The 25,266-nt window shown below is 60.4% G+C and carries 24 protein-coding genes and 1 pseudogene; 7 read left to right on the top strand and 18 right to left on the bottom strand.

Going from position 1 to position 25,266, the window contains the following annotated elements; translation table 11 throughout:
- Positions 1 to 17: 17 nt before the first annotated feature.
- Positions 18 to 1,352, bottom strand: a complete 1,335-nt coding sequence (locus NXC14_RS30955; protein ID WP_085781806.1) for an aspartate aminotransferase family protein — start codon at positions 1,350 to 1,352, stop codon at positions 18 to 20.
- 139 nt (positions 1,353 to 1,491) lie between these two features.
- On the opposite strand from NXC14_RS30955, the gene NXC14_RS30950 reads away from it, so the two are divergent.
- Complete coding sequence (locus tag NXC14_RS30950; RefSeq protein ID WP_085781805.1) at positions 1,492 to 2,040, top strand: cupin domain-containing protein; 549 nt, start codon at positions 1,492 to 1,494, stop codon at positions 2,038 to 2,040.
- On the opposite strand, the gene NXC14_RS30945 is transcribed toward NXC14_RS30950, so the two are convergent.
- Complete coding sequence (locus NXC14_RS30945) at positions 2,037 to 2,819, bottom strand: pyrroline-5-carboxylate reductase (RefSeq protein ID WP_085782072.1); 783 nt, start codon at positions 2,817 to 2,819, stop codon at positions 2,037 to 2,039. The two genes, NXC14_RS30950 and NXC14_RS30945, sit on opposite strands and share 4 nt — an antisense overlap.
- A gap of 347 nt (positions 2,820 to 3,166) precedes the next feature.
- Between NXC14_RS30945 and NXC14_RS30940 the strand changes: the two genes are divergently transcribed.
- Entirely contained in the window at positions 3,167 to 4,006 is an 840-nt protein-coding gene (locus tag NXC14_RS30940) for a hypothetical protein (protein WP_085782071.1), read from the top strand.
- Between the two features lie 252 nt (positions 4,007 to 4,258).
- Here NXC14_RS30940 and NXC14_RS30935 read toward each other — a convergent pair whose 3' ends face one another.
- The 4 genes and pseudogenes from NXC14_RS30935 to NXC14_RS30920 all read right to left on the bottom strand — a co-directional run.
- Positions 4,259 to 4,843, bottom strand: a complete 585-nt coding sequence (locus NXC14_RS30935) for a TadE/TadG family type IV pilus assembly protein (RefSeq protein ID WP_085781804.1) — start codon at positions 4,841 to 4,843, stop codon at positions 4,259 to 4,261.
- Between the two features lies 1 nt (position 4,844).
- Complete coding sequence (locus NXC14_RS30930) at positions 4,845 to 5,375, bottom strand: TadE/TadG family type IV pilus assembly protein (RefSeq protein WP_085781803.1); 531 nt, start codon at positions 5,373 to 5,375, stop codon at positions 4,845 to 4,847.
- On the bottom strand, positions 5,372 to 6,706 hold the full coding sequence (locus NXC14_RS30925) for a TadE/TadG family type IV pilus assembly protein (protein ID WP_085781802.1): 1,335 nt from the start codon (positions 6,704 to 6,706) through the stop codon (positions 5,372 to 5,374). Before NXC14_RS30925 ends, NXC14_RS30930 begins: the two co-directional genes overlap by 4 nt.
- A gap of 184 nt (positions 6,707 to 6,890) precedes the next feature.
- A pseudogene (locus tag NXC14_RS30920) lies at positions 6,891 to 7,325 on the bottom strand (carbohydrate ABC transporter substrate-binding protein); the annotation flags it as partial.
- Between the two features lie 75 nt (positions 7,326 to 7,400).
- On the opposite strand from NXC14_RS30920, the gene NXC14_RS30915 reads away from it, so the two are divergent.
- Complete coding sequence (locus NXC14_RS30915; protein ID WP_085781801.1) at positions 7,401 to 7,727, top strand: hypothetical protein; 327 nt, start codon at positions 7,401 to 7,403, stop codon at positions 7,725 to 7,727.
- A gap of 54 nt (positions 7,728 to 7,781) precedes the next feature.
- Here the strand turns inward: NXC14_RS30915 and NXC14_RS30910 are convergent, their stop codons facing one another.
- From NXC14_RS30910 to NXC14_RS30890, 5 genes are all read right to left on the bottom strand, one after another.
- Entirely contained in the window at positions 7,782 to 8,492 is a 711-nt protein-coding gene (locus NXC14_RS30910; RefSeq protein WP_085781800.1) for an RNA polymerase sigma factor, read from the bottom strand.
- 36 nt (positions 8,493 to 8,528) lie between these two features.
- Positions 8,529 to 8,849 carry a cupredoxin family copper-binding protein gene (locus tag NXC14_RS30905; protein ID WP_085781799.1) on the bottom strand — a complete coding sequence of 107 codons (321 nt, stop codon included), beginning with the start codon at positions 8,847 to 8,849 and terminating at the stop codon, positions 8,529 to 8,531.
- Between the two features lie 7 nt (positions 8,850 to 8,856).
- Complete coding sequence (locus NXC14_RS30900) at positions 8,857 to 9,378, bottom strand: DUF4142 domain-containing protein (RefSeq protein ID WP_085781798.1); 522 nt, start codon at positions 9,376 to 9,378, stop codon at positions 8,857 to 8,859.
- Between the two features lie 99 nt (positions 9,379 to 9,477).
- Positions 9,478 to 9,825: a DUF488 domain-containing protein gene (locus tag NXC14_RS30895; protein ID WP_085781797.1), complete on the bottom strand. Its 348-nt coding sequence runs from the start codon at positions 9,823 to 9,825 to the stop codon at positions 9,478 to 9,480.
- A 268-nt stretch (positions 9,826 to 10,093) separates the two neighbouring features.
- Positions 10,094 to 11,119, bottom strand: a complete 1,026-nt coding sequence (locus NXC14_RS30890; protein WP_085781796.1) for an aldo/keto reductase — start codon at positions 11,117 to 11,119, stop codon at positions 10,094 to 10,096.
- Positions 11,120 to 11,350: 231 nt separating this feature from the next.
- Here NXC14_RS30890 and NXC14_RS30885 point away from each other — a divergent pair, with 231 nt between their 5' ends.
- The 3 genes from NXC14_RS30885 to NXC14_RS30875 all read left to right on the top strand — a co-directional run bounded on the left by NXC14_RS30885 (position 11,351) and on the right by NXC14_RS30875 (position 15,939).
- Positions 11,351 to 13,279 (top strand): diguanylate cyclase, encoded by a 1,929-nt coding sequence (locus NXC14_RS30885; protein ID WP_198175584.1) that lies wholly within the window; start codon positions 11,351 to 11,353, stop codon positions 13,277 to 13,279.
- Positions 13,280 to 13,372: 93 nt separating this feature from the next.
- Positions 13,373 to 15,667 (top strand): FdhF/YdeP family oxidoreductase, encoded by a 2,295-nt coding sequence (locus NXC14_RS30880; RefSeq protein WP_085781794.1) that lies wholly within the window; start codon positions 13,373 to 13,375, stop codon positions 15,665 to 15,667.
- The gene (locus NXC14_RS30875) at positions 15,664 to 15,939 is read left to right on the top strand and encodes a hypothetical protein (protein WP_085781793.1); all 276 of its coding nucleotides are present in this window, start codon (positions 15,664 to 15,666) and stop codon (positions 15,937 to 15,939) included. Before NXC14_RS30880 ends, NXC14_RS30875 begins: the two co-directional genes overlap by 4 nt.
- A 55-nt stretch (positions 15,940 to 15,994) precedes the next feature.
- Here NXC14_RS30875 and NXC14_RS30870 read toward each other — a convergent pair whose 3' ends face one another.
- The 7 genes from NXC14_RS30870 to NXC14_RS30835 all read right to left on the bottom strand — a co-directional run bounded on the left by NXC14_RS30870 (position 15,995) and on the right by NXC14_RS30835 (position 23,075).
- Complete coding sequence (locus NXC14_RS30870; RefSeq protein WP_085781792.1) at positions 15,995 to 16,990, bottom strand: AraC family transcriptional regulator; 996 nt, start codon at positions 16,988 to 16,990, stop codon at positions 15,995 to 15,997.
- A 780-nt stretch (positions 16,991 to 17,770) separates the two neighbouring features.
- On the bottom strand, positions 17,771 to 17,905 hold the full coding sequence (locus tag NXC14_RS33920) for a hypothetical protein (RefSeq protein WP_281064635.1): 135 nt from the start codon (positions 17,903 to 17,905) through the stop codon (positions 17,771 to 17,773).
- 612 nt (positions 17,906 to 18,517) lie between these two features.
- Positions 18,518 to 19,597 (bottom strand): glycine betaine/L-proline ABC transporter ATP-binding protein, encoded by a 1,080-nt coding sequence (locus tag NXC14_RS30855; RefSeq protein WP_085781790.1) that lies wholly within the window; start codon positions 19,595 to 19,597, stop codon positions 18,518 to 18,520.
- Positions 19,590 to 20,477 (bottom strand): proline/glycine betaine ABC transporter permease, encoded by an 888-nt coding sequence (locus tag NXC14_RS30850; RefSeq protein ID WP_085781789.1) that lies wholly within the window; start codon positions 20,475 to 20,477, stop codon positions 19,590 to 19,592. The genes NXC14_RS30855 and NXC14_RS30850 overlap by 8 nt, the downstream gene beginning before the upstream one ends.
- Positions 20,478 to 20,570: 93 nt before the next feature.
- A complete protein-coding gene (locus tag NXC14_RS30845; protein WP_085781788.1) occupies positions 20,571 to 21,572 on the bottom strand; it encodes an ABC transporter substrate-binding protein in 1,002 nt (333 codons plus the stop codon).
- A gap of 68 nt (positions 21,573 to 21,640) precedes the next feature.
- The gene (locus NXC14_RS30840) at positions 21,641 to 22,435 is read right to left on the bottom strand and encodes a pyrroline-5-carboxylate reductase dimerization domain-containing protein (protein ID WP_085781787.1); all 795 of its coding nucleotides are present in this window, start codon (positions 22,433 to 22,435) and stop codon (positions 21,641 to 21,643) included.
- A gap of 10 nt (positions 22,436 to 22,445) precedes the next feature.
- On the bottom strand, positions 22,446 to 23,075 hold the full coding sequence (locus NXC14_RS30835; protein ID WP_085781786.1) for a TetR/AcrR family transcriptional regulator: 630 nt from the start codon (positions 23,073 to 23,075) through the stop codon (positions 22,446 to 22,448).
- A 146-nt stretch (positions 23,076 to 23,221) separates the two neighbouring features.
- Here NXC14_RS30835 and NXC14_RS30830 point away from each other — a divergent pair, with 146 nt between their 5' ends.
- Positions 23,222 to 25,258 carry an NADH:flavin oxidoreductase gene (locus NXC14_RS30830; RefSeq protein ID WP_085781785.1) on the top strand — a complete coding sequence of 679 codons (2,037 nt, stop codon included), beginning with the start codon at positions 23,222 to 23,224 and terminating at the stop codon, positions 25,256 to 25,258.
- Positions 25,259 to 25,266 lie beyond the last annotated feature (8 nt).

Here is a 25,266-nt window from a genome sequence, read left to right as displayed (position 1 = left end):
CCCAGAGCCGGGTGGGATTATGCCGCGCGCTTCAGCGCATCGCCGATCGTCGAGACAATCGTGTCGATCTGGTCCTTCTCGACGATGAGCGGCGGAGAAAGCGCGATGATGTCGCCTGTCACACGGATCAGCAGGCCCCTCTTGAAGCAATCGACGAAGACGTCGTAGGCACGGGTTCCCGGTGCCCCGTCACGGGGAGCGAGTTCGATTGCGCCGACCAGTCCGAGGTTGCGGATGTCGACGACGTGAGGCAGGCCCTTTAACGAGTGAACGGCTTCCTGCCAGTGGTCGGCAAGCTCGGCTGCGCGCGTCAGCAGCCCTTCTTCCTCGTAGATTTCGAGAGTTGCGAGCCCCGCAGCGCAGGCGACCGGATGGCCGGAATAGGTATAGCCGTGGAAGAGTTCGATCGCATTGTCCGGTCCGACCATGAGTCCGTCATGAACCTTACGGCTGGCAAAGACTGCGCCCATCGGGATGGCGCCGTTGGTCAGGCCCTTTGCGGTGGTGACGAGGTCAGGCACGACGCCGAAATAATCCACCGCGAAAGCTGTGCCGAGACGGCCGAAGCCGGTGATGACCTCGTCGAAGATCAGCAGGATGCCGTGCTTGTCGGCAGTGGCGCGCAGCTTCTCCAAATAGCCTTTCGGCGGAAGCACCACGCCCGCCGATCCCGCCATCGGCTCGACGATGACGGCGGCGATGGTTTCGGCGCCGTGCAACTGCACCAGGCGTTCGAGATCGTCGGCCAGTTCCACGCCATGGGCTGGAAGACCCTTGGAAAAGGCATTACGCTCGATGTCGAGCGTGTGGCGCATATGGTCGGCCGGGATTTGCGGGAAGACGCGGCGGTTGTTGACGAGGCCGCCGACGGAAATGCCGCCGAAGCCGACTCCGTGATATCCCTTCTCGCGGCCGATGATGCGCGTGCGTGTGCCCTGGCCGATCGCGCGCTGATAGGCGATAGCGATCTTCAGAGCTGTATCCACCGATTCCGAACCGGAGCCGGTGAAGAATACACGGTCGAGCTTGGCGTCAGCCCCGCCCGGCGCGATTGCGGCGAGCTTCGCGGCGAAATCGAACGCGATCGGATGGCCCATCTGGAAGGTCGGGGCATAATCGAGGGTGGCAAGCTGGCGCTCGACCGCCTGGGAGATCTTCTTGCGGCCGTGGCCGGCATTGCAGCACCAGAGCCCGGCCGTGCCGTCAAGAACCCGGTTTCCGTCAACGTCGGTGTAGTACATGCCCTCCGCGGCGGCCAAAAGGCGCGGCGTGGCCTTGAACTGCCGGTTGGCCGTGAATGGCATCCAGAAATTTTCGAGTACGGGCGCGTTCGTTTTGTTCATCTGATCCATTCTGGCTTCCTTGGGATGGGTCGAGAATGATGATTTCTCCTTTGCAAACAAGTCCTTTTCTTTGCCGGCGCAAGTTGTTGAAATATCTTGGCCCATCAGACACATTTTAGATATTCTGAACAACGCAAACGGATCCATCATGTCAGTCGATATCGGCAGCCGCCTTCGCCATCTTCGCATCGCCCACAAGCTTTCCCAGCGCGAGCTTGCCAAACGCACCGGTGTGCCGAACTCGACGATCTCGCTGATCGAATCGAACGCCTCCAATCCGTCGGTTGGAGCCCTGAAGCGAATTCTCGACGGCATCCCGATCGGGCTGGCGGAATTCTTCGCCTTCGAACCCGAACGTCCGAAAAAGGCTTTCTACGCGGCTGAGGAGCTGGTGGAGATCGGCAAGGGTGCCATTTCCTACAAGCAGGTTGGCGAAACCCTGTTCGGGCGCAGCCTGCAGATGCTTAAGGAGTGCTACCAGCCGGGTGCCGACACCGGAAAAATTCCTCTTGTCCACGAGGGAGAGGAGGGCGGGATCGTGCTCTCGGGAAGGCTCGAGGTCACGGTCGACGACGAACGACGCGTGCTGGGGCCAGGTGACGCTTATTATTTTGAAAGCCGGCGCCCGCACCGGTTCCGCTGCATCGGGCCGGTGGCCTGCGAGGTTATCAGCGCCTGCACTCCGCCTACTTTTTAGTTCCTGCCCTCGATGCGGGCGAGCACGCCGTCGAGCGCTTCGATCAGCGCCGCGATGCCGCCCTTTTTCTCGAAGTCGGTCAGAACCTGCTCGTTCAGCCCGCCCCTGGTTGCGAATTCGCGGCTCAGCGTTCTGAACGGCTCGGCGCCGGGGCCGCTTGCCTTTTGCGCCAGGCTCGCGAAGAGAGGGGCGATGTAGGCATTTGCTTTCGCTCTTTCGAGGCCGCTCGTTTCCAGCCAGACGCCGACCGTTTCCATGATTCCGAAATAGGTAGACATCGTTGCGCTTGCGGCTGCGAGAAGGTCGTATTCCTTCCTCGACTGACATTGGACGGCCGTCCCAAGCGTGTCGAACAGCGCTGCGACCGTATCATCGGGCGGATAGATGGCGGTGACGCCCTGGCGCGTTGCGACGAAAGGCAGGGGGATCGCCTGCACGAGATGCACGTCGGCGCCGATCCAGTCGAGGAGGGCATGGCGCTCTGTCGCCGCGACGACACTGACGACCGTCTGTCCCGCCCTGAACGACAATTCCCGCACGACCTCCTCGGCGACCTGCGGCCGTATCGCCAGGAACACCATGTCGCTGCGATCGACGACGTCCTGATTGTCCTTGGCAATGTTCACGGCTGCGAATGCGCCCGCCAGCGTTTCCGCGATGTGGGCGCTTCGTGGAGAGACGTGAATCTCCAAGGCGTAGGCCGGATCAGCGAGAAGCCCGCGAACCATCGCCTCGGTGATAACGCCGGTTCCGACAAATCCGATGCTTTTGATGTTCACCTGATCACTCCTTAGCTCTAAGCGGTCCAGCGCGACATCCATTATGGCGGCGACAGGTGAGGAGCGGAAGCCCTGCTCCGTAAGATCGGGGGAACGGATTGACCGGTTAGGCCGATCTTTCCAGTCTGACGGCGCCTTTGAGTTGTGGCGCGATGCGCTCGCAGCGGCGGGGCGCATTCATGCCGTCATCGACAATGCCACATCCGCATCTACGCCCGGGGGACAGCTGGGCCTGAGCTAATCTAAGGGCGCGACGCATCGCCTGGGCGATGATCCCGCTTTCGTTTGGTACGCCATATGTTTACAAGCGGAAGGTGTAAAGATTCGATCGAACGGAGGCATTGATCTTGCATATCGTGCGTCGCGCGCTGTTGGGGTCTCTATGGGGCCTGATCGGCTGGAAACCTTCTTTAGCTATCGACACCAGCCCGGAAGCAATCACCCGGGAGGAGGCGTCGTCGGTGACACCCCGCCATGTTCTCTGTTTTCTCGGGAGAGATCGCGACCTCAGCCGCTTGTCCCAAGCGGCGGCCAAAGCGATCGGTGATTTCGCCACCGGCTTCAGCGTCGATGAGGATTATTCGCAGGCAGAGCCGGATGACCGCATGAACCGGTCATTCGACGTCTGCTGGGATCGGGTCGAGCCCGATGCCTGGAACGAGACGGACGAGAAAGGCGTCGCCGATCATCAATCCGTCCTCTACGTCCTCGGGCCGAGCATGACGCAGGCAGACACCGTCAAGGTGTCGATGACGGCGCTGCGTCTCGTCGAGCGGCTGATCGAGGCGGGAGCGGTTGCCGTCAAGGGCGAAAGCGCCGGCATCGCACATGGGCTCGATCGATGGAGAGTGCTGATCGGCCGAGGCGCCGAAGCGCAGAATGCCGGCGATCCGCTCGCCCAGCAGCGCATCGGGCGGCTGGCTTTCGCGAAGCGGCCGCTCTCGGCGCGTGGTTATCTGGAAAGCGTCGGCTTCCATCTGGTGGGGCTGCCGGAGGTCTATGTGCCGGAGACATCAGGCAGCGAAAGCCAGGTCGTTGCCATTATGGATGCAGTTGCCGACGAGATCGGCAAGCAGGGTCTCGAGCCGACGCTCAAAGCGCGGAGCGCAAGCCTCTCCTTCGATTCCAGCTATGACGTGGATGAGTTCAAGTTCAATCCCTACGGCATCGTCAAGCTCGCGGGGTGAACCGGCTCGATCTCCGGGTAATCGCCCTGCGACAGGGCGAAGCGCTGGATCGCCTTTGCAGCGACGCGCTCATATGCATGTCATTCAATCGTTCTGCTGTTCGAATGTCTCGGCAAGCTCTCCATAGTGGCGCGCTGATCCCGCATTCTTCTCGGCCGAAGGAGGCCGGCCAAGGCGGCGCGCAATGCATCATTGTCGTCATGACGGCAAGCGACCGGGGACCTGATAATCCACCGACCACGAACATTCAGTCTAGTTGTAACTGATCGTGTCGCTCACGCGCGGGCGATTGAAGAAATGGTGGTCGAAGCTGTAGCCGTTCTGTCCGGTGAAGTTCGAGAAAAACGCCGACACTGGTGTCGTCAATGTGTATTGCACCCGCGTCAGCACCACCTGGACGCCCGTCTCCTGGATCTTCGCCGGTATGTCGATCGCGCTTGTCGTCCCGGAAGCAAGCGATGAGGTGTTGAACGCGGCGGACCAGTTGACGGTCGCCTTGCCGCTATTGTCGACATCATTGACCGTGACCGTAATCGTCAGCCCGGTGGTCTCATAGGGCTGGAGGATGAAGCTCGCGCCTGAAAGAAGCTTGGTCACGTCGGTCTTCGCCCAGGTGCTCTGCTGCGCGATCATATCGCCTGTACTGGAAGCGATTTCGTCTATCTTGCGGCTGACGGTGAGGGCATGGCCAAGATCGACGGTGCCGAACAGCAGCACGATCAGGATCGGCAGCACCAATGCGAATTCCACGCCCGAGGCGGCCGTGCGGTCGCAGGCGAGGCGACCGATGCAGGATCGGGCGAGGCTGAGAAGGGGGAGGTTCCGTTTCATGATCATCTCAGAAGGGCTCATTGCGAAACAGAGCGGAGGACCCAAGGAGATAGCGGCCGTCCGAAAGCTTGGCGCTCGACAGGCTGAAGAAATTGACCGAGGCTTCCCATGGCAGAAACGCCTGTACCAGAATGTAATCGCTGCCCTTGCCGATATCATAAGTCTCGGTGACGGCGAGATTGCCGCTGTCGTCGATCGGATCGGCGCTGGTGGCGGACGACAGGTCGGAAAGCACGCTGACCTTGACGACGAGGCCGCTCGAGCAGCCGAAAGACAGAAGCATGTCCTCGCAAATTTTGCTCTTGAAAGTGGCCAGTGTGATCTTCGATGATGCCACCTCGCCGGTACGGATCATCCGGGAGATCTTATGAACGGAAGCGTCCAGCGAGGAGTTGACGAAGAACATCAGTGACACTTCGATGATGCCGAAGATCATGATGAAGAGCGGCAGGGCCAGGATCGCAAATTCGATCGCAGCCACCCCCTTGTGATCGCCGAGCAGGCGGCGAAGCAGTGCAAAGCGGTTTCTTGCGGTCATTGGGTCAGCCGGACGGAAGAGAGATATTGAGTGAAGAGCGTCGACAGGCCCGCTGTGATTTCCGTCGACGACGATGCCGATATGAACAGGCTCTTCGACGATGCGCAGTCGGCAAGTGCGTAGGGAATATAATCGCGTCTCGAAATGCTGGTCGACACGCCGCTGTCCATGGTGCCGCCCCAGGTGCTCTTCCAGTTGGCGCTCGCCATGGTCGAGCCGACCGTTGCGTTATAGCCCCAGTCCGTCGTGATCGGCAGATATTCGGTGTAGAGCACGGCCATCGTGTTCGACTGGTTCTTCAGATAGTCGCACCAAGCGGGATTGAGGGGCGCTACCTTCGGCCAGTATTTTGAGCCATTCGTCACCCATTCGCGCTGTGATTGGACACCGTCCGTCAGCAAGAGAACCAGCTTGAGCGGCGAGCCCGAGGAGGTCCCGTCCCCTCCGGCGCCGACTTTCTTTTTGAGCGTCGCAAGAGAAACGTCGAAATAAGTGGCGGCCTTCGAGGTCGCGCTGGTGAGGCCGTAGCTGCTGTCGGCGAGGCGGGCGCGCGCCGTATCCGTGCTCAGCGTCGGGGCGAGAACTTCTGAAAGCGTATCCCCGAGGCTGTATAGCCCGACCTTGATGCGTTCATGATTCTCGTCGGATTCGTCGATCATGTCGAGCACTTCGCGCACGGCGTCGCCGGCGACATCGGCGCGCAGCTTTATCTTCTTTTCCTTGCTGTAGTCATAATTGGTGGCGTATGTCGTTTTTCCGATGGTGTGCGAATCACCCGTGTGGCAGGCGAACTGGCATTTGATGCCGGTATACATGGTCGACTGACCTGACGTCGTTGCCGCCAGCAGCATCGACGGGGATGTGTCGATAACGATATAGACATTCAGATAGGACGTGGCGGGGCGTTTGACGGCGCTTCCCACGCTGACCGGAACGGTCTCGATGTTGGCGATCTTCATGAATGTCGTCGGAACGGTGCCGCTCGCCGTCGCCGTGATGTTGTGGTTCACGGTATCGATATCGATATCATCAAGCGTGTAGCTGTTATCCACCTGTGCGTGGAACCAGGCGGAAACCTTCTCCTTGAGAGCGTCGGTATCTTCGGTGTTGTTGATCTGCTTGACCGCTGCGATCAGGGCCGCGTCAAGGTCGCTCTGCATCCTCTGCCGGACATTGTAGCTGCGGATATAGTCGAAGCTCGCACCGACGGCGACGAGCATCGGCACGAGGCTGAGGGCGACGACAATTGCGACATTGCCGCCCCTGTCCCTTCCGAGACTGCGAAGGGTGCTCGTAATTCGAGCAAGCGAGTATGAAAGAGCCGACTTCAAAACACACCGTTACGCAAAACAAAAAATAGCAAAAGAAAGATGTATCTGGAAAACTTGAGCGTTTGTTAATTTCCGAATTTCCGGTAGAAGATGCACCGTCGGCACACCGTTTGCTGCGCTTATTGGACATGGTTGCGAATTATGGATATTCGCTACGCTATCGGCGAATGCGGAGGAGCCTCTCTCAGCGCTGCATCAGCAGGTCGTGCAGTCGTCTTTGAACCTCTTGCGAAAACATGGTCCTGTTGTTGAAAAAGTCTCCCAACACGGCAATCCAGCCTCCCGACATCTGGCTCGGCATGGGTTGGGATTGAGCACTGATTTCACCCTTCCTGGCCTTGATCATCTCCAGTCCGAGCTTGCCGCAACGGGCGCGTCCCGCCGGGTCGACGTCGGTCCGCCCCGGCAGCGATCCCTTGATACGGCTGAACGCGACCTGATTATCGCGATCGAGCACCATGCGGGCGAAAGCTTCCTATCCCTCGGTCGTGCCGTCGCGATTGGTGATCGGGAAGGCGAAGGCGTCGATCACCATGAAATAGGCAATCGACGTGCCGGGAACGAGGCTGCAATCGAAATCCTCGTCGACGCTGTAGCCGCGCGCCGCAGGCTCGCCCTTGCCCAGTCGCCCGCCGGCTACGCGTCCAAAGCTGTCCCGCTGAAACCCTGTAAGTCTTCGCGCAATGAAAATGAAATGACCGAGCGGGCGGGATTTTGCCGACGAGCCTATCCACTTTGCGCGCGGACGATCCGTATCGAGGAGCAGGCAGCTATCGCGATGGAGGCTCTTCGCACGGCCGGCCAGGAGGGAGTTGCCTACGGCCGATGCATCTGCATCGCCCTGCCGAGCGGCGAAACGCGGTGGTTCGAGCTTTCCGTGGCGAGACGACCGAGCGCCGATCCGACCACTGCCACCACGATCCTGGCATTCTCGCGAGAGCCGAAAGCGGATATCATCGCTCTTAGACTGCGCTCTCCGGTCGGCGGCTCCAGCCCGAGCGAGATGTGGCCTCGCGGGTGAGCGAGCCCGTCTCTCACCTGCCGCGTCGAAGCACGCGCGTGCTATTGCCCGATATCACGCTGTCTGACGAAGGGTTGCGATGACGCGGTCGCCCATGGAGGCACAGCGGGCGCCGTCGAAGGGGAACAGCGCCGAGAATGCGCCGGAGAGCTGTTTCTCGATCGATTGGCGCATCAGCTTGCGCGCCCGATGCAGCCGGGTCTTGGCGGTTTCGGGTTTGATGCCGAGAAAGGATGCGGCCTCCTCCGTGCTCATGCCCTCGACCTCGCGAAGCACGAAGATGGCGCGAAATTCGTCCGGAAGTCCGTCGACGGCCTGTTCGAGAAGATGCCGCGCCTGGCTTCGCGACAGTTCACTTTCCGGATCGGTTGCGGAGAGCGAGGAGGGGAACTGGAGGACTTCGCCGCCCCCCGATGTCGTCTGCATGTCGATTTCCTCAAGCCCGGTGGTGTTCTTTCGTGCGCGCACGCGGCCCAGCGCCTCGTTAAGCGTTATCCGGGTCAGCCATGTCGAAAGCGCGGCCTCGCCGCGGAATGTCGCCAGATTGGTGAAGGCCTTGACATAGGCGGCCTGCACGACGTCTTCCGCTTCCCAATCGCTGCGGATGATGGCGCGCGCGGTGCGGAACAGGCGCTGGTTGTGACGCTGGACAATGGCGCGGATGGCAGGCTCGTCACCCTGCTTTGCAAGGGACACGAGCTCGGCATCGGCGAGTGCTGATATATTCTGCCGGCGTCGCGCGTCCGGAACGGCAATGGCTGTCATGCAAGTCTCCGCATTGCTTTGGATCGGAGCCCGGCCTTACGGCCGGACGTCCAGTTTGCCCGTCATGGCGGGATGAAAACGGCAATAGAAATCGACCGCTCCCGCCCGGCCGACCGTCATCCGCGCTTCCGATTTCGGCGGCAGATCGACATCGAAGCTCTTGTCGCGAGCTGTCGCCGTATGCCGGAATATATCATTGTTTCCCCAGACGATCACATCGCCGACATGCAGCTCGGCAGGCGGCGCGCCGAATTTCATGCCTGCGATGGTGACCTGATATTCCGCCGCTGAAGCGACCCCGCTGCCTGCCCAGAGCAGCACCAACAACAGCGGCAGCAATTTCATCAGCGATCCCATCGCGACCCTACTTGATCATCGAAGCGAGATGCTCGGCATGCGTCTGGTGTTGCTTGAACAGGGTCAGGCCCGTTTCCAGCAGCGATTTCAGCTCCTTGTTCTGAGCCGACGGGATCAGCACCTTGGCAAGGGCATCGTTGACCGACTTGTGATAAGCGACTTCGTTTTCGACATAGGCCTTGTCGAAGGCAGCGCCGTCGAGGGCGTCAAGCGTCTTCAGCTCCTTGCTCGCCTGGGCCGAGAGCGACTGGCTGATCTTGTTGTCCTCAGGCGTCACTTTCAGCTTCTTGACGAGGGCGAGCGCCTGGTCGTTGACGGCCTTGTGGTCGCGCTCCATGGTTTTGGCGAATTCGATAACCTCGGCATTTTTGCTCTTCTTCAACGCTTGCTCGGCGGCGGTGACATCGATCTGCCCCGCCGTATAGGCGATGTGGGCGATCTGAGGATCGGTCGGCTTGGCGTCGGCGGCGATCGAGGCGGTGCCGAGCGACGCCGCGATGAAGGTTGCGCCGAGAATTCGTTTCAACATGATCTGTCTCCTTATGTCGGATGGAAGCGAGCATTGGATGCAGATCGCTCGAAAAGGTTCCCGAGAAATTTTCGAAGCGGGAAATGGTTGCCGGCCGCTTCAGTCTTCGCCGATGAAACGCTGAAGCACGATCGCATGATTGTAGGCTTGGTCTTTCGCCGCATAGAGAAGCGTGGCATCCGATTGCCCGATCCGGCGTTCGAGCTCCTCTACGGCTGATGAGTTCTTTTTGAGCTCGTCACGGTAGCGGCGTTGAAATTCGTTCCATTTGGCTGGGTCATGGCCGAACCATCGGCGCAGCGCCGGGCTCGGCGCGATGTCCTTCAGCCAGACGTCGACGGCCGCTTCCTGCTTCTTCAAGCCGCGCGGCCACAGCCTGTCGACCAGAATACGTGTACCGTCCCGGTCTTCTTTCGGCTCGTAGATTCGTTTGATGTGCAAGGCCATTTGCTCATCCGCTATGAAGGTAATTCCGAACGAATACGCGGATGAGGGATCTGGTTCCACTCACCGTCCGTGGTTTCATTTAGTCACGCTAAAGGGGCCTCCAAGCTGTCATAATTGCTTTTAGTGCGGAAGTGTCGTCTTCGGTCATCTCCCGCCGTGATTTGACCGAGCAAGAGGAGGAGGAGATTGGGGGCGCCTGTACGAGGCAGCTGCCAGTTGACAAGCGTCAGAGGCCCAAGTCGAATGGGACCCTTTCCAAGTAGGTAAGTCAGAGCGAGACGGGCGCATCATCTCGCATCAGGCCAAGCGACTTCAGGTCCTCCCACAGTTCGCGAGGGATATGTCTGTCCCGCGCCCGGTCGTTGGACGTCACTTGATCGATCGACTGGCCGCCCGGGATGACGGAAACGACAGCCGGGTGGAAGAACGGAAAGTTGAGAGCCGCGTCTGAGAGAGCGACATTGTATTTCAGGCAGACGTGCTCGATGCGCCGGACTTTATCGAGAATGTGTGACGGGGCGTCAGAGTAATTATATTGCGCGCCGGCAATCGGGCCTGTCGCCAATATGCCGGAATTATACGGCCCGCCGAGCACGATACCGATATTGCGGGCTACGCACATGGGAAGAAAGGTTTCCAACGCCTCCTGCTCGAGCAGAGTGTAGCGTCCGGCAAGCAAAAACAGGTCGAAGTCGCCACGCTCGGCAAGCGCCTGACACATCTCCCACTCGTTTATTCCGCCGCCGATGGCCTTCACCACTCCTTGGTCGCGGAGTGAGGTCATGGCCTGATAGCCACCGCTCATGAATTGCTCGAGATAATGGTCGCAGGCCGCCTTGGTGCCGTGATTGAAGACATCCAGGTCGTGCACGAACAGAATATCGAAGCTGTTGAGCCCGGTGCGCTCGAAGGACGCTTCGAAAGATCGCATGACGCCATCGTAGCTGTAGTCAAAAACCTCTCGGCGACTGGGCGTATCGAAGAATTTGCCGATGCCGGTCCGCTGTTCGGGTTGGCAGACCTTGAGGAGCCTGCCGACTTTTGTCGACACGACGTAGTCTTTACGCTGCTTCGTTGTGAGGAAGCGGCCAACCCGCCTCTCGGCGAGGCCAAGCCCGTAGAGCGGCGCGGTGTCGAAGTAGCGGATGCCGTGTTGCCAGGCCGCATCTAAAACCGCTGCCGCCTCCTCATCTGTTATCGCCCGATAAAGATTGCCGAGTGGTGCGGTGCCGAAGCCGAGTTCGGTAAAGGTAAGCCCGCCGTCTCCCCTGCGGTCCCAATGTCGCGTCTTCATGTCAGCTATCCGCATCCCATATTCGTTTGCCGCTCGTGCTCGACACTGCAGTCTAACCAATAACGCTTCCGGGTGGAATCGGAGCTAAAACGAGGAACCTTGGCCTGCGATGGCCCGGGGCAAGGGCGCCAACCCAGCAAGAATCCGTAGAGGAGCGTGATATCTGGTGCATCAGCCGGTGAATAGGGCATCCAGCTGCCCGATTTAACGAAGCCCAAACCACTATTGTGTATGACAGGGTTGTTACATGGTTTGGAAGGTGGACCCAACGCGGTGAATGGCATCTGGACGCAATTTGGTGGCAACCTTTCCTTCGTGTCTCTGGCGATGTCGCTCTGGGCGCTCTTTTCGATCCAGTTTCAGCGCCGTTCCTTCAGGCAGGAGAAGATCGCCTTCGGGATAATAGCTGGCGGCGCCTCCATCGGATCCATACTGCTTGCGATCGAATTCCATCCTGGCATCTATATCGACCTGCGTTTTTCGCCGCTTGCATTGGCCGGTATGTTCGGGGGGCCGATTGCGGCGGCTTTTGCTGCGTCGCTGGCGATCGTCTTTCGCTTTGCTGTCGGCGGCACGGCGATGGTCGACGGGATTATCACAATTGCATTCGCAACCGGCATCGGCGTGGCCGGCCATTTCTGGACCCGCAAGAGATCTCCTGGCTTCACGGACGTTGTTCTGCTGGGCCTTGCCCTTGGCGCGATACTGGTTGCAGCGATGGCCCTGCTTCCCACTCTCGTGACCGCCCATGTTCTGGCCGGAGTGGGCTTTCCCCTGACGGCCTTGAATTGTCTGGCGACCGTGATCGGTGGCTTTGTGCTCCTGAAGACGCAGCAATGGGAACTCGAACGAAGCATCCTGGTGACGGCATTTTCGCAATCGCCGGACTATCTCTACGTGAAGGACCGAAACAGCCGGTTCATTACCGTCAATGAAAACATGACGCGCCTCTTCCGTTTCAGAACGACGGCGGAGATGACCGGATTGTCGGATTTCAATCTGATGTCGCAGCCGCTCGCTGAGGAATTGTATCATCTCGAGCAGCAGGTGATGGAGACAGGGACGCCGCTGATCGACTCCAACGAGCGGATCGAAGGCCGCTTCCTGCTTGCTTCCAAGGTGCCGGTGCGGGACAAGCAGGGACGGATCATCGGTCTTGCGGGCGTAACGCGTGACGTAACGGAGCGCACAGCGCTGGAGCGGGAGCTGCGCGAAAGCAAGAAGCTGTTGTCGCATGCGATGGCGAACATGTCGGACGGCATCGCCATGTATGACAGCAAAGGCTTTCTTCTCTTTTGCAACGATCAATACCGTGACGCCTTTCCGCTCTCCGGGGCTGCCCGTGTCGTTGGCGCGCATATCAGCGACATCCTGCGCCGCGTCGTCGAAACCGGCGAGCGGCCCGCTGTCGCAGAGGGTAATGCGGAAGAGTGGATCAAGACCGCAGCCGCTTCCCTGCACAGCAATAAGGATGAGGAAATTCAGCTTCACAACGGTGATTGGCGCAGCATCCGCACAAGGATTGCCGGAGATGGCACGGCGATGGCCGTCGTCTCGGACATCACGGCGACGAAACAGGCGGAGATCGCGCTGAGGCTGTCGGCGGAGCAATTGAAGAATCTTGCCGAGACCGACGGGCTCACCGGCATTGTCAATCGCCGCGCTTTCGACGAGGCCTTCGCACGTGAGACGGCGGGCACCGCCAGGAAAAATACGCCATTCAGCCTGCTGATGGTCGATATCGACCGCTTCAAAGCCTATAATGATACCTATGGCCATCCCGCCGGCGACCAATGCCTGCGCGTCGTCAGCAAGTGTCTGCGCCAGTCCGTCAGTCGGCCGGCGGACATCGTCGCGCGCTATGGCGGAGAGGAATTCGCCGTGTTTCTTCCCGACACCAGCGCCAAGGGAGCGATGATCGTCGCCGAACAATTCGCGCGTCGCCTGGCCCAGGAGAATATCATTCATTCCGGCAGCGAGTTCGGGCGGGTCACCGCCAGCATCGGCATATCCTGCGCCACAGGCGCGACCCTGCGGACCAGCCCGAACCGGCTTTTGGCAGAGGCCGACGCCGCGCTCTATGAGGCCAAGACGCAAGGTCGCAACCGTATTCTGGCGCATTCCCGCGAGAACGGGCATGCCCTGAAGGAAACCGGTTAGAAGCACGCGCTTCAGCTCTCTCGATAGGTTTCTTCTATCGAGTCATCATTCGTGCGCCCTTGATGTTTAGCGCCCTTCATCAATACAGGGCGCATGGACACAAAATTCATTGGGAAGAAATCGGCGGCAGCCGGCGGCTGGGGCGCTCTGAAAAGCTGCGGCAAACAATTGCTGCAAAGCGGCATGCCGGTCTCGGGGGCGCGGACGATGCTGAAGGCGAACCAGCCGGACGGCTTTGATTGCCCGGGCTGCGCCTGGGGCGATCCGGAACACGGATCGTCGTTCGAATTCTGTGAGAACGGCGTGAAGGCCGTCGCATGGGAGGCCACGGAAAGGCGGGCGACACCCGCCTTCTTCGCGGCGAACACGGTCTCTGAGCTTCGCCGGCTGTCGGATTACGAGCTGGAGCTCAATGGCCGCCTCACCCATCCGATGCGTTACGATGCTGCGAGCGACCGTTACCTGCCGGTGGCGTGGGAGGATGCTTTTGCCGAGATCGGCAGCATTCTAAAGGGCCTCGATAATCCCAATCGGGCGGAGTTCTATACGTCCGGCCGCGCCAGCAACGAGGCTGCCTTCCTCTATCAGCTATTCGTGCGCATCTACGGCACCAACAACTTTCCCGATTGTTCCAACATGTGTCACGAGGCAAGTGGAATCGCCCTGAACCAGGCGGTAGGTGTCGGCAAGGGCACCGTGCTTCTGGAGGACTTCGAGGAGGCCGATGCGATCTTCGTGATCGGCCAGAACCCCGGCACCAATCATCCCCGAATGCTCGGCGACCTGCGCCGGGCGGCAATGCGCGGATCGCGGGTCGTCGTCTTCAATCCGGTCCGCGAGCGCGGGCTGGAGCGCTTCTCCGATCCGCAGGACAAGATCGAGATGCTGCGCGGCGGCTCGACCGACATTGCCAGCCTTTATCTGCAGCCGCAGCTCGGTGGCGACATGGCCGCGGTGCGTGGAATGGCAAAGGCGGTGCTGGCCGCGGAAGACGCTGCGATTGCCGCCGGTCTGCCGCCGGTTCTCGATCATGCGTTCCTGGCCGACCATTGCGCCGGTTTTGCGCAATACCGGGCCGCGGTCGAGGCGACGGCCTGGGCAGATATCGAGGACCAGTCAGGACTGAGCCGTGAGGAGATCGAACGGGCGGCCGAGGTCTATATCAGGGCTGAACGGGTCATCTGCACCTGGGCGATGGGTGTGACCCAGCATCTGCATTCGGTGGCGACGATCCGCGAGATCGCCAACTTCATGTTCCTGCGCGGCAATATCGGCAAGCCGGGCGCCGGCCTCTGCCCGGTTCGCGGCCATTCCAATGTGCAGGGCGACCGCACCGTCGGCATCAACGAAAAGCCGTCGGACGATTTCCTCGATGCGCTGGAGAAACATTTCGGCTTTGCCGTCCCCCGCAACCATGGCCACAATGTCCTTGCCGCAATCGGGGCGATGCTTGATGGCTCGGCCGAAGCTTTCATCGGCCTTGGCGGCAATTTCGCCCGCGCCACGCCCGATAGCGCGCTGGTCGAAAAGGCGCTGCGGCGGCTGAAACTGACGGTGCACATCGCCACCAAGCCGAACCATTCGCATCTGATGCCCGGCGAGGCGTCCTTCATTCTGCCCTGCCTCGGCCGCACCGAGATGGACCTGAACGCTGCCGGCAGTGGCCAGCTCGTCAGTGTCGAAGATTCAATGAGCATGGTGCATGGATCCGCCGGCATCAACCGGCCGGCCTCGCCGCATCTCCTCTCGGAAGTCGCCATCATTGCCGGCATTGCGCAGGCGACGGTCGGCTCCTCCGTGGTCGACTGGGCGGAACTCGCCGACGACTACGACCGCATCCGCGATCATATCGCGGCGACCATTCCCGGCTTTGAAAACTACAATGCCCGCCTGCGCAAGCCGCGCGGTTTCCATCTGCGCAACTCGGCCGCCCATCGGGAGTGGCAGACGCCGGCAGGCAGGGCTTCATTTTCTTGCCCGGCGCTTCCAGAGGAGACCGTGCATCAGCGTGCGCGAAGAGGCGAGGGGCGTTTCGCTCTGCAGACGTTCCGGTCGCACGACCAATACAATACGACTGTCTACGGTTTGGATGACCGATATCGCGGTGTCTACGGAGAGCGGCAGGTCATCTTCATTCATCCGGCGGATCTGAAGGCGATGAATGCCGAGGCCGGTGACCGTGTCGACGTGATCGGCGAGCACGATGACGGTATCGAACGTATCGCGCGGGATTTCCGCTTCGTGCCCTATGATATTCCGCGGGGCAGTATTGCCGGCTATTACCCTGAACTGAACGTGCTCGTGCCGCTTGGCAGCGCCGGCGAGGAAAGCGATACGCCGACCTCGAAATCGATCATGGTTTCCTTGCGCAAGCGAGACGCCGCGTGAGCAACGAGGCTATCGGCGCCGACCGGTTTCTTGCCCTTGTCGCTGCGGCGCAGGATAGGGACCTCCGACTGACCTCCTTGCAGGCCGGTCTGCTCGTCGCTGCCGAGCTCGGGATCGCGTCCGACAGCCGCTCCTTTGCGCGCATGCTGGGGATCGCGCATGCCCTTGTGTTGCGGGACCTCAGCGCGCTGGCGGAGCGTGATGATATGCTTCAAGTCGTCAAGCGGGATCCGAAGACAATGCGAGTGCACTACCGATTGGCCAAGCCTTAAAAACCGAAAGCGCAAAGAGCGAAGCTGAAAGATCGCGGTGCGCTTCAGCTGCAAGTTACCGGCGGCTCATGCGCTTTCTCGTTTCGGAAGGATATTCGCCATAGGTTGCCTTGTAGACCGCAGAAAAGCGGCCGAAATGAAAGAATCCCCATTTGAGGCAGATGGCCTTCATCGTCTCCGTGCACTCGGGATCGATCAGATCCTGCCGTGCGGCGCGCAGACGAAGCGTCAGCAGATAAGCGGCGGGGGACGTTCCCTTGAACGCGCGGAAACCGGTTTCGAGGGCTCTGCAGGAGACGCCGGCCGCTTCCGCCACCTTTGGCATGGTGATCGGCTGATCGATATTGGCCTGCATGAACTCGATCGCTCTGCGCACATGCCTCGGAGCGATAAGGGCGGCGCCTTTGTCAAGGAAATGCGACAGCCGGTGTGGCACCATGCGCACGACGAGATCGGCGAGCGCCTGGGTCATATGAGCCATAGCGATCGGCGACTGCAGCAGGGGACCGTCGCGCATCCCTGAAATGATCGTTTCGGTGAGGTTGCCGATCGTCCGTCCGGCCGGCGTCGACAGATCCAGTTCGGGCAGAAGGTCGAGCGAGCCGCTGAACGGTATTTCGAACGTCTGGCCGATCGTCTGGAGGATGACGGGCCAGTTGATCAGCAGTTCGTCGATGACGTTGCCTTGCCCGTGCATGAGAACGCTGTCGGGTTCGAAATTATTGTAGAGAAGCAGCTTGCCTTGCCGGGCCTCGGCCTTTCGCGTCCCATAGGTGACTCCCATGCCGCCACGGCGCGGCACGACGAGCGACAGATACTCCGCCGTGCTGACAGTCGGCTCGATGTTGAATTGGAACTCCGCCTCATGATAGCCCGTCAGCAGGACGGCGCTCTCGGCCACCGAAAAATCCAATCCCCAATGAAAGTCCTTGGCGCGGCCGACAGGCTCGGCATCAAACGCGCCGAAAGCGCCGCCGAGGGTTTCCACCATATTGTCGAATGACGAACCGTGGAATCGGAAGGAGAATGGCTGGGCGCTGTTTTCCGTCATGCTCTCCTCCTTATTTCATCTGACGTCGCGCATAACGCGACACTTCGGCCACTTGGATCAGAATGAAGCACGTCCCTCTTTTTGTTCACACGTCGCCGAGCGTCATCTTTCTCCTCACCCTTGCCAGGGCATGACGGACGAGGTTTGGCTGTATATTAGCGGATAAGAAGCCAGAGCGCAGTAAGCGGCAGCCAGGCGGGCAAGTTTCAACCTGATCCAGGTGTCGGTATTGCTGGGCGGGGCAAGCCGATCCAGGCAGAGCTCGCGCGTGGCGGGCGTCGGAAACGCAGACCTTTTAAATGTTTTATCGATAATTCCCATCTGTCGGATTTTCCTGGCCAGTCGGCAGGAACTGACAGAACCGGCTGCACTTGGCAAGGCCTTGGAACTGCTGCTTTGATGGTGATCCCGCGATGAAACGATTAGCCAGCGTGCGCATAGGGCACATTCAAGGCGCCATCCAAGAGTCGCCTGCCGAAGGTTCTGAAGTGGACCGCTCGAGATAGCCTTCGGCAGGCTGACAGGCAGTTGGCATACGCACGGGATGGAGTGCGTATGGATGTAATCCCCGTCCATCATATGGGGTAATCGATGGAGCGGTGGCTTTCAGACCGTAGACCATCATGGCCCCGGTCGGGCTTAGTTTAGTGTTCCCTGGCGATGGAGCAATTGGCGCGCGCCGATATTGTCGGTCAATCGGCTTTTCGTGACGCAGTCTGGACTGGTCCTGCGCAATATGTACAGGTTGACGCTTTCCGCGCCGCTTTTCGGGGCCGGGAATCAGATCTCCAGGTCCGACTCGCCGGCCGGCCCTTGGCGCAGCGCGGCGCAGCCGCCGATCTCGACGGCGTCGATGCCTAACGAGCGCAATTCCTCGCCCCGCGCACTGGCCGCCGCGTTGGTCGTGGCGAGCACCAGCTGTCGCCCTCCCCAAAGGTGCGTTCGCCGGTATTGAGATCCACAAAGTGACGCCATTGTGGTGCCGTTCCATGCTGGGCCATTTGAAGCCCAGCCTCTTCAGGGTCTGGCGCAGCGGTACGTCGGCGGTCGTGCGCTGAGAGTATTGTCGCCGAATGCCCGTCTTCGGCAGGTTTCCAGGCGGTTCGCAGCCGCACCAGCCGCCATCTTCGTCCAGCAGGAGGACTTGCCGGCAGGCCTTGCCTGTCGCGCCATGACCGGCCTCGTGATGGCCCTTTTCGATGCCGGGTAGCGTCTCAACGGATGGCAGGCCTTTCTGGAGGCCGGTTTCGGGAGAATATGAGCCTGTCGCCAGGATCACGCATCGGCGCCGACGGTCTCGATATTCGATAGGAGTTGAACCTGACGTCGACTCCGAGCTTTGTCAGTTGCCGCTCGTACTAGCCGATGAGGTCGAGGCTCTGCCCCCTGGCGAGGCTGCATCCCGGCAAGCAGGAAATTGCCGCCAAGCCGGTTCGATGCTTCACGCTAGGATGACCCTGTGGCCTCGCCGGGCGACCGCCGAGCGCTAGTCTCGCCGGCCAGCCGGGAGAGGTCGCCTGCGGAGGTTCAGAGCGCGACCGAAAGGGTGTTGTCGTGTCGGGAGGCCACCTCCTGCGAATTCACCATTGCGCCAGCGAGCTGGCGGAAGGTGACAAGGCCCAGTGTTTCCCCCGACGGCGAAACCACCCTGGCATCATCGTCCGGTGTCGAAGCCAGCATTCGGAGGGCCTCTTCCACCGTCGTGCCCGATGCGATCGTCAAACCGCCCGGCGCCACCACGGTGTGCAGAGGTGTCATGACGGCCTCGACATGGATGACCCGGCCTCGGTTGACCTCCTTGACGAAGTTGGCGATGTAGTCGTCCGCAGGGCGCAGCACGATATCTTGGCTGGTGCCCTGCTGGATAACCTCGCCGTCGCGCAGGATCGCGATCTGGTCGCCCAGGCGCAAAGCCTCGTCGAGGTCGTGGGTGATGAAGACGATGGTCTTCTTGATCTCTTTCTGAATATCGAGAAGGACCGTCTGCATATCCGTGCGGATCAAGGGGTCGAGAGCCGAATAGGCCTCGTCCATCAAGAGAACCGGGGCATCATTGGAGAGCGCCCGCGCCAGGCCGACGCGTTGCTGCATGCCGCCGGAAAGCTGGTTGGGGTATTTTTGTTCGAAGCCCTTCAGGCCGACGCGCTCGATCCAGCGCATAGCGACGTCAACGGCTTTCGCGCGCTCCATACCCTGCACTTCGAGACCGAAAATGGTGTTGTCGAGGACGTTGCGGTGCGGCAGAAGCGCGAACTTCTGGAACACCATGGCGGTCTGCTGCCGCCGGAACGTCCGCAATTCGGTCTCGTTCATCTTCACGACATCGATGCCGTCGACCAGCACTTCGCCCGATGTCGGATCGATCAGCCGGTTGATGTGCCGGATGAGCGTCGATTTGCCCGATCCGGAAAGGCCCATGATGACCTGGATTCGGCCGGAGGGAATCTCGACATTGATATCCCTGAGCCCCAGCACGTGCCCATGTTTTGCGTTTAGCTCGGCTTTCGTCAGGCCCTTCTGCACCGCTTCGACATAAGCCGTGGGATTGGGGCCGAAGATCTTGTAGAGATTGCGGATTTTGATGCCGCCGAAACGATGCTCAGCCATGGACGGTCTCCCGATGCTTCTGGAGCCTTTTGCCATATGCCTGGCTGACCCGGTCGAAGATGATTGCGATGCCGACGATGGCAAGGCCGTTGAAAATGCCCAGCGTGAAGTATTGGTTGGCGATCGCCTTCAGCACCGGCTGGCCGAGGCCCTGAACGCCGATCATGGAAGCGATGACCACCATGGCGAGCGCCATCATGATCGTCTGGTTGATGCCGGCCATGATGGTGGGAAGCGCCAGCGGCAGCTGCACCTTCAAGAGCTTCTGCGACCTGGAGGTGCCGAAGGCATCTGCGGCCTCGAGCACGTCCTTGTCAACGAGCCGGATGCCGAGATCGGTCAGGCGGATCATCGGCGGGATGGCGTAGATGACAACGGCGATCAGGCCCGGCACCTTGCCGATACCCAAGAGCATGACGACGGGGATGAGGTAGACGAAGCTCGGCATGGTCTGCATGACGTCGAGGATTGGATTGACGACGCGCTGCAGCCGGTCGGAGCGCGCCATAAGGATGCCGATCGGGATACCGATGGCGATGGAAAGAACCGTGCAGACGAAGATCATCGAGACCGTCCGCATCGTGTCGTCCCACATGTCGAAGTAGCCGATCAGCATCAGCGTCACCAGACAGCCGAGGACGATCTTCAAGCTGCGGCTCGCAAACCAGGCAATGACGAGGATGATCAGGGTAATGATCGGCCACGGCGTTTGCGTCATGAAGCGCTCGGCAGCGATGAGGAAATGCTGCAGCGGGACGAAGAGGCTTTCGATGCCGTCGCCGTAGCTGCGGGTAAATCCGCGAAAGCCGTCATCGATCGCTTTCTTCAGATTGCGAAGCGCGTCATCGTTCATGTGTGGGAATTTATAAAACCATTCCATCTCGTTCCCCTTTCGTCAAAGTGCCGCGGCAGTCTTTTTGATTTTGTCGGCGCGTGAGAAGCGGTGCGCTTTCGCGCACCGCAATTTTTTTGCTTAGAGAGCAGCTTCGATCTTCTTGGCTGCCTCGGGCGAGACCCACTTGGTCCAGATGTCCTTGTTTTCTTCCAGGAAGTGTTTGGCGCCGTCTTCGCCGGTTGCCTGGTTGTCGGTCATCCAGGCCATCAGCTTGTTGACCGTATCGTTGCTCCATGAACGCTTCTTCAGGTAGTCCATGACCTCGGGGCCGACCTTTTCAGAGAAAGGCTTGGCAACGAGAGTCACGACGTGATCGACCGGCCATGCCGCCGGCTTCGGATCGGGGCAGTCGGCAACCGTGATGCAGCGCTTCCACTCGGCAGCATTCTCCGGCACACCGGCTTCGAGCTTGACCATCTGATACTTGCCGAGCAGCGCGGTCGGCGCCCAGTAATAGCCGACCCAGCCTTCCTTGCGCTCGTAAGCCTTGGCGATCGAACCGTCGAGACCGGCGGCAGAGCCGGTGTCGACAAGGGTGAAGCCCGCCTTTTCGGCATCAAACGCCTTGTAGAGCTGCGAGGTGACGACCGTGCCGCCCCAGCCCTGCGGGCCGTTGACGATGGCGCCCTTCTTCGGGTCTTCGGGATCTGGGAAGAGTTCCGGATGCTTCAGCGCATCGCCGATCGTTTTGATGTCGGGATGGGCGTCGGCGAGATATTTCGGAATCCACCAGCCCTGTACGCCGCCATCCGGCAGCGGCGAGCCGACCTGAACGATGCGGCCTTCTTCCGTGCCCTTCTTGACGACGTCGGGCAGCAGGTCGATCCATGCTTCGGGCGCGATATCCGGCTGGCCCTTTTCGGCCATGGAGGTGATCGTCGGGACGGTGTCGCCAACGGTGATGTCGGCGCTGCAGCCGTAACCTTCGTTCAGGATGAACTTGTCCAGGTTGGAGAGAACTTCGGCGCTCTGCCAGTTCATGCTGGCGATGGTGACGCTGCCGCATTCGGCGGCGCCGGCGAAGGACGCGCCGCCGATCAGGCCGAACGTCAAGCATGTCGATGCAAGTAGTTTCTTCATTCTCGTTCCCTCTATTTAGCGGCTGATCTGGCCAGGCGGGGTGCCGCAGTACCCGCCCTCAACGGTCGTCAGGAAACAGCTCCCATACCCACCGATTTCTTGAATGCTGCCGATAGGCCTTCCCCCACCGCAGCGTCGAACCCGGCGGCGCGCATGCCTTCGATGGCTGCCGCGGTGGTGCCGTGATAATCGAGAAAGGTTTGGACGATGTCGTCGGGACATTCGTTGCGGCGCTCCAGCAGCCGGCCGGCGCCTGATATCACCGCATTGACGGCGCGGCGCGCAACCTCGGCAGGCAGGCCGCGGATGACGGCGTCGCGCATCATGGCGGCGGCGAGCAGTGCCGGGAATGCCGGCCCGGAGCCGGAAAGGCCCGTGAGATAATCGATGTCGCTTTCCCTTGCGACCTCGTCCTCAGATCCGCAGGTTTCGAAGATTGCGCGGACGACGTTCCGATCATCTCTCGTGATGTCGTTCGCGCCGATCCAGGGGGTATAGGATTTCCCCACTTCGGCAGCGGCATTCGGCAGGGCGCGGACTACGCGGCCTGTCTTGTGGCGCTCCGCAAGGGCGCCCAGGCGAATGCCGGCCATGACCGAAATCACCAGCTTGTCGGAAGCATCGAGGGCGAGCGGATGCCAGTCGTCCGGGCGGATGGAGAGAAGGATCACATCCGAGCGGTCGGCAAGTTCCTGACTGTCGGTGGTCCAGAAGGAATCTGGGAAACGGTCGGGCTGCCGGCTGCGATAGGAGAGGCAGAGATTTCGAGGATCGACCAGGCCGGAATCGACGATCGTGCTGGCGATGGCTCCACCCAGCCAGCCGCCACCGCCAACAATACCAATCCTCAAGGAAACGCTCATCTCGGTTTCCTCAGCCGGGCCTATAGCCGTGCCGCGCGAAGAAGCGGTCGAGCTCCCTCTGCAGCGGCACTTCGCCCGTGTAGATCGCAATATATTCGGGAATCCGTTTCATGCGGACGGCGAGTTCCTCCTTCGACTGCATGGAAATGTACCCGATCTGAACGAGGTAAGTTGTCCGCGCTCTGACATCCGATGTCGTTTCTGGTAACCCGAACCGTATAAACATGCGTTTGAGCGCCTCCAGCCGGATCTGATCCGCCTGCTGGACCTCGGCCAGAAGTTCGTCCGACTGCAAGGCCCAACTGCGCACGGCAAACTCGAATTTGGCGTCGAAGAGGTCGGTGTTCAGCCAGCAATCGAAAACGTTGAGCATCGCTTCTGCGAGCGACTCAGCATAGGCTTCGGACTGCTTGACGATATTGCCGGTGTTTTTCTCGCGCCACCGCGCCACGAGCGCGCTCAAGAGTTCCTCCCGATCCTTGAAGAACCAGTAGAAGCTCGTTCGCGAGAGATTGAGTTTCTTTGCGAGCGGCAGAATTTTCACCGAATCCACGCCGGATTCCAGCAATGACTGGTAAGCTGCCTCCAGCCATCCTTCCTGCGATCCGCGCCAGCCGGTGTCGTTCAAAGCCTGGTCCATGCATTATCTCCTATCAACTTCCGCGGCTTGGCACAAGAAAAATGTACATTAGTGTCGAAAATAATGACCTTCGTGTTTCCAATGTTGACACATATGTACATTGCCCTTAGCGTTTGCTTCGATGTTTTAATCCGGAACCACGGTCCATGTCGAACGATCCCCTACTTCAACCCTATCAGCTCAAGCATCTGACACTGCGCAACCGCATCATCGTAACCTCGCACGAGCCGGCCTATCCCGAGGACGGCATGCCGAAGGAAAGGTATCGGGCCTATACGGTAGAGCGGGCAAAGGGCGGGGTGGCCTTGACGATGACGGCAGGCTCCGCCGCGGTTTCAAGGGACAGTCCGCCCGTCTTCAACAACTTGCTCGCCTATAAGGACGAGATCGTCCCCTGGATCAGGGAAATGACTGACGCCGTGCACGAAGAGGGGGCGGCGATCATGATCCAGCTCACCCATCTCGGACGGCGCACGCGCTGGGACAAGGGAGACTGGCTGCCGGTCGTCGCCCCGTCGCATCATCGCGAGGCTTCGCATCGCGCCTTTCCGAAGAAGTTGGAAGATTGGGACATTGAGCGCATCATCAAGGATTTCGCCGATGCGGCCGAACGGATGAAGGCCGGCGGTATGGATGGAATCGAGCTGGAGGCCTACGGCCACCTGATCGACCAGTTCGCGTCTCCGCTCACGAACGAACTTGACGGCCCCTATGGGGGTGCGCTCGAGAACCGCATGCGCTTCTGTTTCGACGTGTTCAGGGCGATCCGCGAGAGGGTCGGGAACGAATTCATCCTCGGCGTGCGCTATACGGCGGACGAATGTCTGCCCGGCGGCAACGGGCAGGCCGAAGGCATAGAGATTTCCAAGCGGCTGCGCGACAGCGGGCTTATCGACTATCTGAACGTCATTCGTGGCCACATCGACACCGACCCGGGTTTGACCGACGTCATCCCGATCCAGGGCATGGCGAACTCGCCGCACCTGGATTTTGCCGGTGAAATCCGCGCCGCGACCAACTTCCCGACCTTCCATGCGGCGAAGATTCCCGACGCCGCCACGGCGCGTCATGCGATTGCAGCCGGCAAAGTCGACATGGTCGGCATGACCCGCGCCCACATGACCGACCCGCATATCGTCCGCAAGATCATCGAGAAGCGGGAAGAGGATATCCGCCCCTGCGTCGGCGCCAATTATTGTCTCGATCGCATCTATCAGGGCGGGGCGGCCTACTGCATCCACAATGCCGCCACGGGCCGCGAACTGACGATGCCGCATATCGCGGCAAAGGCCGAGGTCAGAAAGAAGGTCGTCATCGTCGGCGCCGGCCCGGCCGGGCTCGAGGCGGCGCGCGTCGCGGGAGAGCGCGGCCACCAAGTGACGGTTTTCGAAGCAGCGAACAATCCAGGCGGTCAGATCCGCCTCACCGCCCAAAGCGAACGCCGCCGGGAAATGATCAGCATTATCGACTGGCGCATGAGCCAGTGTGAAAAATACGGCGTCACCTTCCACTTCAACACCTGGGCGGAAGCCGACACGATCGAGGCCGAAAATCCTGATGTCGTCATCATCGCCACTGGCGGCCTGCCCCATACAGAGGTGCTCACCAGCGGCAACGAACTGGTGGTCTCGTCTTGGGACATCATCTCCGGCGATGTGAAACCCGGTTCCAACGTGCTTGTTTTCGACGATGCTGGCGACCATGCAGCGCTGCAGGCGGCGGAGTTCCTCGCCAAATCAGGTGCCAAGGTCGAGATCATGACGCCGGACCGGTCCTTCGCGCCGGAGGTCATGGCCATGAACCTGGTGCCCTATATGCGTTCGCTCCAAAAGTACGACGTGACCTTCACCGTTACCTATCGGCTGGAGGCCGTCGAGAAGAGCGGTAATCAGCTCGTCGCCCATATCGGCAGCGATTACGGCGGAATTGCCCGGCAGCACAGCTACGACCAGATCGTCGTAAATCACGGGACCATCCCGCTCGACGAACTCTATTTCGAGCTGAAGCCCAAGTCGAAAAATCTGGGCGAGGTCTCGCACGATCAGCTTCTCCAGGGGCAACCGCAATCGGTCATCCGCAATCCGGAGGGCAAGTTCCAGCTGTTCCGGATCGGCGACGCTGTCGCTGCCCGTAACACGCATGCCGCTGTCTATGACGGTCTGCGCATCGCGAAGGATATATGATTGTCAGA

The organism is Rhizobium sp. NXC14 (genome assembly GCF_002117485.1).
Taxonomy (GTDB): Bacteria; Pseudomonadota; Alphaproteobacteria; order Rhizobiales; family Rhizobiaceae; genus Rhizobium.
The sequence above is the reverse complement of the archived record's forward strand: the minus strand, read 5'-3'. Positions and strand labels throughout refer to the sequence as shown.